Consider the following 7,380-nt stretch of genomic DNA (forward strand, 5'->3'; position numbering starts at 1 on the left):
GACCACGCCGTCGGGGCCGGTGGCGCGCACGCGGCTGAGGTCGACGCCGAGCTTGCGCGCCAACGCGCGCACCGCCGGCATCGCCTTGACTCCGCCGACCGCGACCGCTTGTTCGCTGCGCACCGCATCGGAGGACTGCATCGCGCCGACCACCGTGCCGCTGTCGGCGCGTTCGGCCGACTTGGCCGGTGCGGCTTCGGCCGGCGCGGCGGCGGGCGCAGGCGCGGCCGCGGCGGGTGCGGCGTGGCCGTGGTGATGGCCGGTGTCCTGGCCGTCGGCGCGTTGCGGCTGGCTCGGGTCGATTTCGAACTCGGCCAGCATGGTGCCGGTGACCACGATGTCGCCGGCGGCGCCGGCGAGCTTGAGCACCTTGCCCGAGACGGGCGAGGGCACTTCCACCACCGCCTTGGCGGTTTCCATCGACACCAGGGTGTCGTCGAGGCGGATCGTGTCGCCGACCTTGACCGCCCATTCGACGATGGTCGCGTCGGGCAGGCCTTCGCCGAGGTCGGGAAGCAGGAAGGTCTTGGTATCGCTCATTGCCGGTCGTCCCTAATCTGAATTCGTTGTGTTGAGGTGGGGTCGGTCGCGTGGGTCACGCGATCGAGCCTGCCGTGAATGTGTCCGCGTCTTCGAGAAGCTGCAGCGCGCGCGCCGGAATCCAGCCTTGGCGACCGTGCGCGTCGCTGGCCCACCACCACTGCGCCAGCTCGTGGTGCAGCCGAACGACCGCGCCGGCCGCGGCGTCGAGTTCGACGGTGTCGTAGTCCGATTGCGCCGTGGCCGCGCCACGGTCGCGATCGAACAACGACGCCGGCGCCCAGCCGCCGAGGCCGTCGGCCTGCACGGCCCAGACGAATTGCGGCCACTCGTGGTCGCGTTCGCCCAGGCTCAGCGTGTCGCCGCGCGCGATCCGGATCGCGGGGCGATCCGGGGCGCGATGGTCGACCAGCATCCGTGCGCGCCGCATCGCTCAGCCGTGGCCGAGCGCGCGCTTGGCCGCGGCGACGATCTTGTCGACGCTGGGCAGGTACTTCATCTCCAGGCGGAACAGCGGGATGTGGGTGTCGTAACCGGTGACGCGTTCGACCGGCGCGAGCAGGTCGTACATCGACTCCTCGGCCAGGCGCGCGGCGATTTCGGCGCCGAAACCGGCGGTCTTGGGCGCCTCGTGCACGATCACGCAACGGCCGGTCTTGGCCACCGATTCGGCGATGGTGGCGAAGTCCAGCGGCTTGAGCGTGGCCACGTCGATGACTTCCGCGCTGATGCCTTCGCCGGCCAGCTTATCGGCCGCTTCCAGGGTTTCCTTGACCTGCGCGCCCCAGCTGACCAGGGTGATGTCGCTGCCGTCGCGCAGCACGAAGCACACGTCCAGCGGCAGCGCTTCGCCGTCGTCGGCGACCACTTCCTTGTACTGGCGGTAGATGCGCTTGGGTTCGTAGAAGATCACCGGGTCCGGGTCGCGGATCGCGGCCAGCAGCAGGCCGTAAGCGCGCGCCGGCGAGGACGGCAGCACCACGCGCAAACCCGGCACGTTGGTGAACAAGGATTCGTTGGCTTCGCTGTGGTGTTCCGGCGCGCGGATACCGCCGCCCCACGGCACCCGCAGCACCATCGGGCAGCTCAGACGGCCGCGGGTGCGGTGACGGAAGCGCGCGGCGTGGCAGATGATGTGATCGAGCATCGGATAGACGAAGCCGTCGAACTGCGCTTCGGCCACCGGCTTCATGCCTTGCGAGGCCAGGCCGACGGTGAGGCCGGCGATGGTGGTTTCGTCCAGCGGCGTGTCGAGCACGCGCTCGCTGCCGAAGATCTGCTGCAGGCCGGCGGTGGCGCGGAACACGCCGCCGTTGACGCCGACGTCTTCGCCGAGCACCAGCACGTTCTCGTCGTTGCGCATCTCGTAGGCCAGCGCCTGGGTGATGGCTTCGATCAGGGTGATCGCGGCGGGCGTGGCGACGGGTTGGCTGGTGTCCACGTTGGCTTTAGTCGCGACGTTCATCAGCGACCCTCCTGGGCAAGTACTTCGGCGCGCTGAGCGAGCAGATCGGCGGGCATGTCGGCGTAGAGGTAATCGAACATCGCCTCCACCGGCTGCACCGGCGTTTCCAGATAGGCGTTGATTTCGATATCGACCTTCTTGCCGCATTCCTCGGCCCAGGCCTTCTCCAGTTCCTCGTTCCACACGCCCTGGTCGGTGAGATAGGTGCGCAGGCGCGGCACCGGATCGCGGGTCCAGGCGTCCTTGACTTCGGCGTCGTCGCGGTAGCGGCGGGCGTCGTCGGCGGTGGTGTGGTCGTGCAGGCGGTAGGTCATGAATTCGATCACGCTGCCGCCTTGTCCGCTGCGCGCCAGTTCGGCGGCGCGGCGCATGCCTTCGAGCACGGCGATCAGGTCGTTGCCGTCCACTTGCAGGCAGTGCAGGCCGCCGGCCAGACCCTTTTGCGCCAACGTCTTGGCGCCGGTCTGCGCCTTGCGCGGAACCGAGATCGCCCAACCGTTGTTGATCACGCACAGGATCAGCGGCAACTCATACGCGCCGGCCGAATTGAGCGCGGCGTAGAAGTCGGTCTTGGACGAACCGCCGTCGCCGCAGCAGGCGACCGCGAGGTTGGTTTGCTTGCGCAGCTTGAACGCCAGCGCGGCGCCGGCGGCGTGCAGGCACTGGGTGGAGATCGGCACCGACCAGGCGAAGTCCTTGCGCGGACCGGCGAAGTCGTTGCCGCGTTCGTCGCCGCCCCAGTACATCAGCACTTCGCGCGGTTGCACGCCGCGCATGAACTGGGCGCCGTATTCGCGATAGCTCGGCGCGAACACGTCGTCGGGCAGCATCGATGCGCCGATGCCGACATGGGTGGCTTCATGGCCCAGGCATGCCGCGTAGGTGCCGAGTTTGCCGGTGCGCTGCAAGGCGATGGCCTTGCTGTCGAAGGTGCGCACGAACAACATCTGCTTGAACAACGGCAGCAGGGTGTTGGGGTCTTTGAAAGCTGCGGGAATCTCGGCGACGGGTTTGCCGTCGGCACCGAGGTATTGCAGGTATTGGATTTCGAACGTCGCGGCGACGGTCATCGCGGGTGGTCCTCACGGGTGGGGATGAGGTCCGAATCGTTCCGGTCCCGGATCCAGTGCCGGGCGCGCTGGTCAGCTTCAGACGGCTGGGTCCGCAGACCTCGAATACTGCGCGAGGTTCCGGGCCGGGCTAAAGCCGCGGCGCCCAGGCTGGGCGCTGCGTCTGGCGCGGATGATACCGAAAGCGGTGTTAAGCGCCGTTGCGCGCTGCGGCATGCAAGTTTGGCCGGAACGCGCTAGACGCCAGAAAACGTCAGGACGGCGGAGTACGGATTTGGCCCGGTCGGGCGGTTTCCGCCATGCCGCGCAAGTAGGGGATGCGGGTCGCAACACGCGGCGAACGCGGACTGGGTTCCGCTTTTACTGAATGCGCGCGGAGCGGACGCCGCGCGGCGAATTTGGCCGGTCGCGGGAGGTGGCACAGACGATGTGCCGAATCTGCTTGCGCAATCGCAGAAAAAAAGCGCGGCCGAAGCCGCGCTTTGAGATCGAACATCCGATAACCGTGCCAACCGGCCCGGGCGCAGCGCGCCCAGGCCGTCCGCAATTACCACCAGCGGCCGGTCAATTGCACGTAGTGGAAGGCGAAATCGTTGAACGGATTCGGATCTTCCACCGCCGAGGCGGCCAGGCCGGTGAGCAGCAACTGCCGGTCGAACAGACCCGGACGCGGCGCGACGATGGCGAAGTCGAAGCGCTGCACGGTACCGGCGGCCAGACGCGCGCCTTCGCAGGTGGCTTCGAAACCGCGATGACGCGCGGCGGCGACGTTGCAGGTCCAGCCGGTCGGCGCGGCGATCGAGACGTTGCCGGCCGGCGCGTCGCCGTACAGGGTCACGCTCGGCAACACCGCGACATCGGCGCCGCGGTTGCGCACCGCGACCGCGAAGCGGCCGGTCTGGCCGCCGCGCAGCACGCGCGGGCCGGCGACGTCGATGGCCAGATCGGCGCGCGCGGTGACTTCGACGCTGACCGAGGCCTGATCGTTGCTGGCGACCGGATCGAACGACTGCGCCTGCGCGGCGACGGCGAGCGTGTTGGTCTTGCCGATCATCGCTTCGGTGGCGTTGGCGGTCAGGGCGAAGGTCGCCGACTCGCCGTTGCCCAGCGCGGTGCGCGTACAGGCCACGCTGGTGGAACCGCCGCTCACCTGCGGCGCGTCGCAGTTCCAGCCGCTGGGCGCGGTCACGTTCAGCGCCGGCAATTCGGCGTTGATGGCGAAGCCGATGCCCGGGTAGTCGGACTGCTCGGGACCGGTGTTGCGCAAGGTCGCGCTGAACGACACCGGACGGCCGATGCGCACCGACGCGGTCGAGGTCGAGGCGACCACGGCCAGATCGGCGCGGCGGCGCAGATCGACGTAGGCCACCACCGGATCGTGATCGGACAAGCGCGAGGGCGAGTCGTCGAGGCTGCGGTTGATCTCCGGGAAGTCGGCGTTGATGCGCGCGTGGTCGAGCTTCAGACCGGCGGCGGCGCCGACCAGCGCCTGGTTGGCGAGTACGTGGTCGATGGTCTGGGCGCTGCCGCCGAAGGTGTAGCTGTAGCGCTGATCCGGGGTTTCCAGATCGCCGAGCTTGACCAGGTTGGGCTCGACCAAATCGGCGCCGTCGCCCGGCACCGCGGTCTGATCGTCCGGCGTCGGCGTGCCGACCACGGTGTTGATCACGTCGGTCAGGCCGTCGTTGAACTCGAACGCGTTGAAGTCGCCGAGGGTGACGATGCGTTCGGCCGGGTTGGCGGTCTGGCGGTCCTGGATGAACTTGGCCAGATACTCGGCTTGCGCCTGACGCTTCTTGCGCACGCGATCGCCGCCGGTGGTGTCGAGTTCGCTGTCGATCAGCGAGCGCTGATGCACCAGGATCACCGTGATCGGGAAGTCGCGGCCCTCGCCGTTGTGCACCACCGCTTGCAGCATCAGCGGCGGACGGTCGTTGAGGGTGCCGTTGTTGCCGTCGGGCTGGACCCAGGTCGCGTCCTTGCCGACCTGCGACACGTTCAGCACTTCCACCCGCGCCTTGCCGTCGGCCAGCGCCGAGGTCTTGATCAGATAACCCACGTCGATGCCGCCGATGTCGTTGCCTTCCATCAGGTAGGCGACGTACTTCGGATCCGGCCGGCCCGCGGCGACTTCGTCGGCGTTGACGCGCGCGGCGATGTCCTGCAGCGCGGTCAGGTTTTCGACTTCGATCAGGCCCAGGATGTCGGGACGCTGCAGGTAGCCGATGCCTTGCGAAACCTTGCCCAGGCGGCGCGCATAAGCCTCGGGCGTCAGCACCGGATCGTCGGTCGCCGGGTCGTTGACCGCGTCGAAGAAGCGCTCGACGTTGTAGGAGGCGACGGTGAATTCCGAATGCGCCGGCACCTGCGCGGCGACCGGTTGCATGCCCTGGGTGATGGTCGACAGCACCGCCGGATCGCGCACGATGGTGTAGCGGCGGAAGCCGTAATCCAGCGGGCCGGTGAGGTCGGTGATGACCGCGCCGGTGGACAGGTTCAACGACGTGCCGCCGAGGCCAGCGCTGCTGACGGTGATCAACTCGGGGTTGAAGTCCCAGCGCGGGATCGGCGGAATGCTGCCGCCGCCCGGCGCGGCGTCGGGCGCCTGGATGCCCGGTTCGCGGAACGGACGCGGCAGGCCGGTGGCGACGATGTTGAAGATGCCGTTGCCGCTGCCGGTGGCGTTGCTTTCGTTCTTCGAGCCCTGGGTCGGCGAGACCACGGTCGCGCTGGGCATGACCACGCGCATGCCTTCCAGACGCTCGAGCTGTTCCAGGCCGCCCGTGGGGCTGGGCAGGGCGGCGCTGAGCGCGATCGGCTGCGGCAGGGTGTTGGGGCCGATCACCGCCGGCTTGGACACCAGCAAGGTGCGCACGCCGCCGCCGAGTTCGGTCAGCGGCAGTTGGCCGGGGTCTTGCGACGGGATGAATTCGAGCACCTGGCCGTCGGCGCGCACGGTGTTGCCGACCGCGGCGGCGGCCGGAACCGGGCTGCCGGTGAACACGAAGATGCCTTCGGAGGTGGCCGGGTCGCCGTCGGCCTGGTCGTCCGGGGTTTGCAGGAAATAACCGTTGCTCTTGCGGCCGGTGACCACGCCGGTGCTGCGCACGCGCTGACCGACCAGCGGCGAGTACTGGCCGCTGCCCTGGATCGCGTGGATCGCGGTGAGTTCGACTTCGTCGCTGGCGATCAGGCCCTTGCCTTCCGCATCGCCCAACTGCGCGCCGGTCGGCGCGCTCAGGCGGACGAAGAAGGTTTCGTCTTCTTCGACTTCGTTGTCGTTGTTGACCAGCACGGTGATGGTGGCGCTGTTCTGGCCTTCGGCGAAGCTCAGGGTGCCGCTGACCGGGGTGTAGTCGCTGCCGGCCACGGCGGTGCCGTCGGCGCTGGCGTAGTGCACGGTCACGCCGCCCGGGCCGGCCGGCTCGGACAGGGTTACGGTGAATTCGAACGCGCTGAGGTGTTCGAGTTGTTCGACATCGCCGATCTTCAGCACCGGCAGGTTGGCGCCGGCGCAGGCGAAGGTCGGGCTGGCGCTGTTGCGCGGGATCGGCGCGCCGGTGGCGAAATCGGCGCTGTTGAGGTTGCTGTCGGTGCAGCCGTTTTCCTTGCGCAGCGCGGCCAGCAGGGCGGTCAGCGTAGCGGTGGGCTCGGTGCCTTCGGCGCAGTTGGCGGCGCTGCCGAAACCGACGAAATCCACGCTGCCCAGCGGGCAGGTGCCGCTGAGCGCGGTGTTGTGGTTGACCAGGGCGACCTTGCCGGCGGTGGCGCTCATCGCCAGGGTGCCGGTCGCGTCGGGGGTCGGCAGTGCGACCGAACCGCCGCTGCCGTCGGCTTGCTTGATCAGGTAATAGCCGCCCGGCGCGATGCTGCCGGTCAACAGCGTGCGCTGCCAGGTCGAGCCGGCGGCGGACGCGTACTGCACGCTCCAGCCGCTGATGTCGACGGCGGTGTCGCCGTTGTTGTGAAGTTCGATGAAGTCGCTTTTAAGCGTGGTGCCGGAATTGCCGCCGCCGCCGTAAACCTGGCTGATCACGACCTGCGCCTGCACCGATCCGGTCGCGGCTAAGGCCAATACCATCGCCGCCCAAAGGCGGCTCGTCCTCTTTTCCATGGTGGTTCCCCAGAGTGAGCGTCTGCCCGACCTCCCCGGGTCGCAGACGTTTTGGATTGTGCATCAATACTCACTTTGCGGCGTTGCAAAAGCGTGACTTGGCATGTCTGGGCGATGTGATGAATTGTTTATCTCGTCATTTTTTATGGAACTAATGCACATTCATTGTGCGAATGCGCGAGGCGTGGCCG

The 7,380-nt window shown here is 68.1% G+C and carries 5 protein-coding genes; all 5 read right to left on the reverse strand.

Features of this window, described 5'->3' with window-relative positions; genetic code table 11:
- Positions 1-540, reverse strand: a 540-nt coding sequence (locus V7787_RS51760) for a biotin/lipoyl-containing protein (RefSeq protein WP_336095286.1), incomplete at its 3' end; no start/stop codon positions are given.
- 55 nt (positions 541-595) lie between these two features.
- Positions 596-955, reverse strand: coding sequence for an SH3 domain-containing protein (locus V7787_RS51765; RefSeq protein ID WP_336095287.1), 360 nt, complete (start codon positions 953-955; stop codon positions 596-598).
- An 18-nt stretch (positions 956-973) separates the two neighbouring features.
- Complete coding sequence (locus tag V7787_RS51770) at positions 974-2,005, reverse strand: alpha-ketoacid dehydrogenase subunit beta (RefSeq protein ID WP_336095288.1); 1,032 nt, start codon at positions 2,003-2,005, stop codon at positions 974-976.
- Positions 2,005-3,075, reverse strand: a complete 1,071-nt coding sequence (gene pdhA, locus V7787_RS51775) for a pyruvate dehydrogenase (acetyl-transferring) E1 component subunit alpha (RefSeq protein WP_336095289.1) — start codon at positions 3,073-3,075, stop codon at positions 2,005-2,007. Before pdhA ends, V7787_RS51770 begins: the two co-directional genes overlap by 1 nt.
- Before the next feature lie 547 nt (positions 3,076-3,622).
- Complete coding sequence (locus V7787_RS51780) at positions 3,623-7,189, reverse strand: Calx-beta domain-containing protein (protein ID WP_336095290.1); 3,567 nt, start codon at positions 7,187-7,189, stop codon at positions 3,623-3,625.
- Positions 7,190-7,380 lie beyond the last annotated feature (191 nt).

Source organism: Pseudomonas sp. CGJS7 (assembly GCF_036961695.1).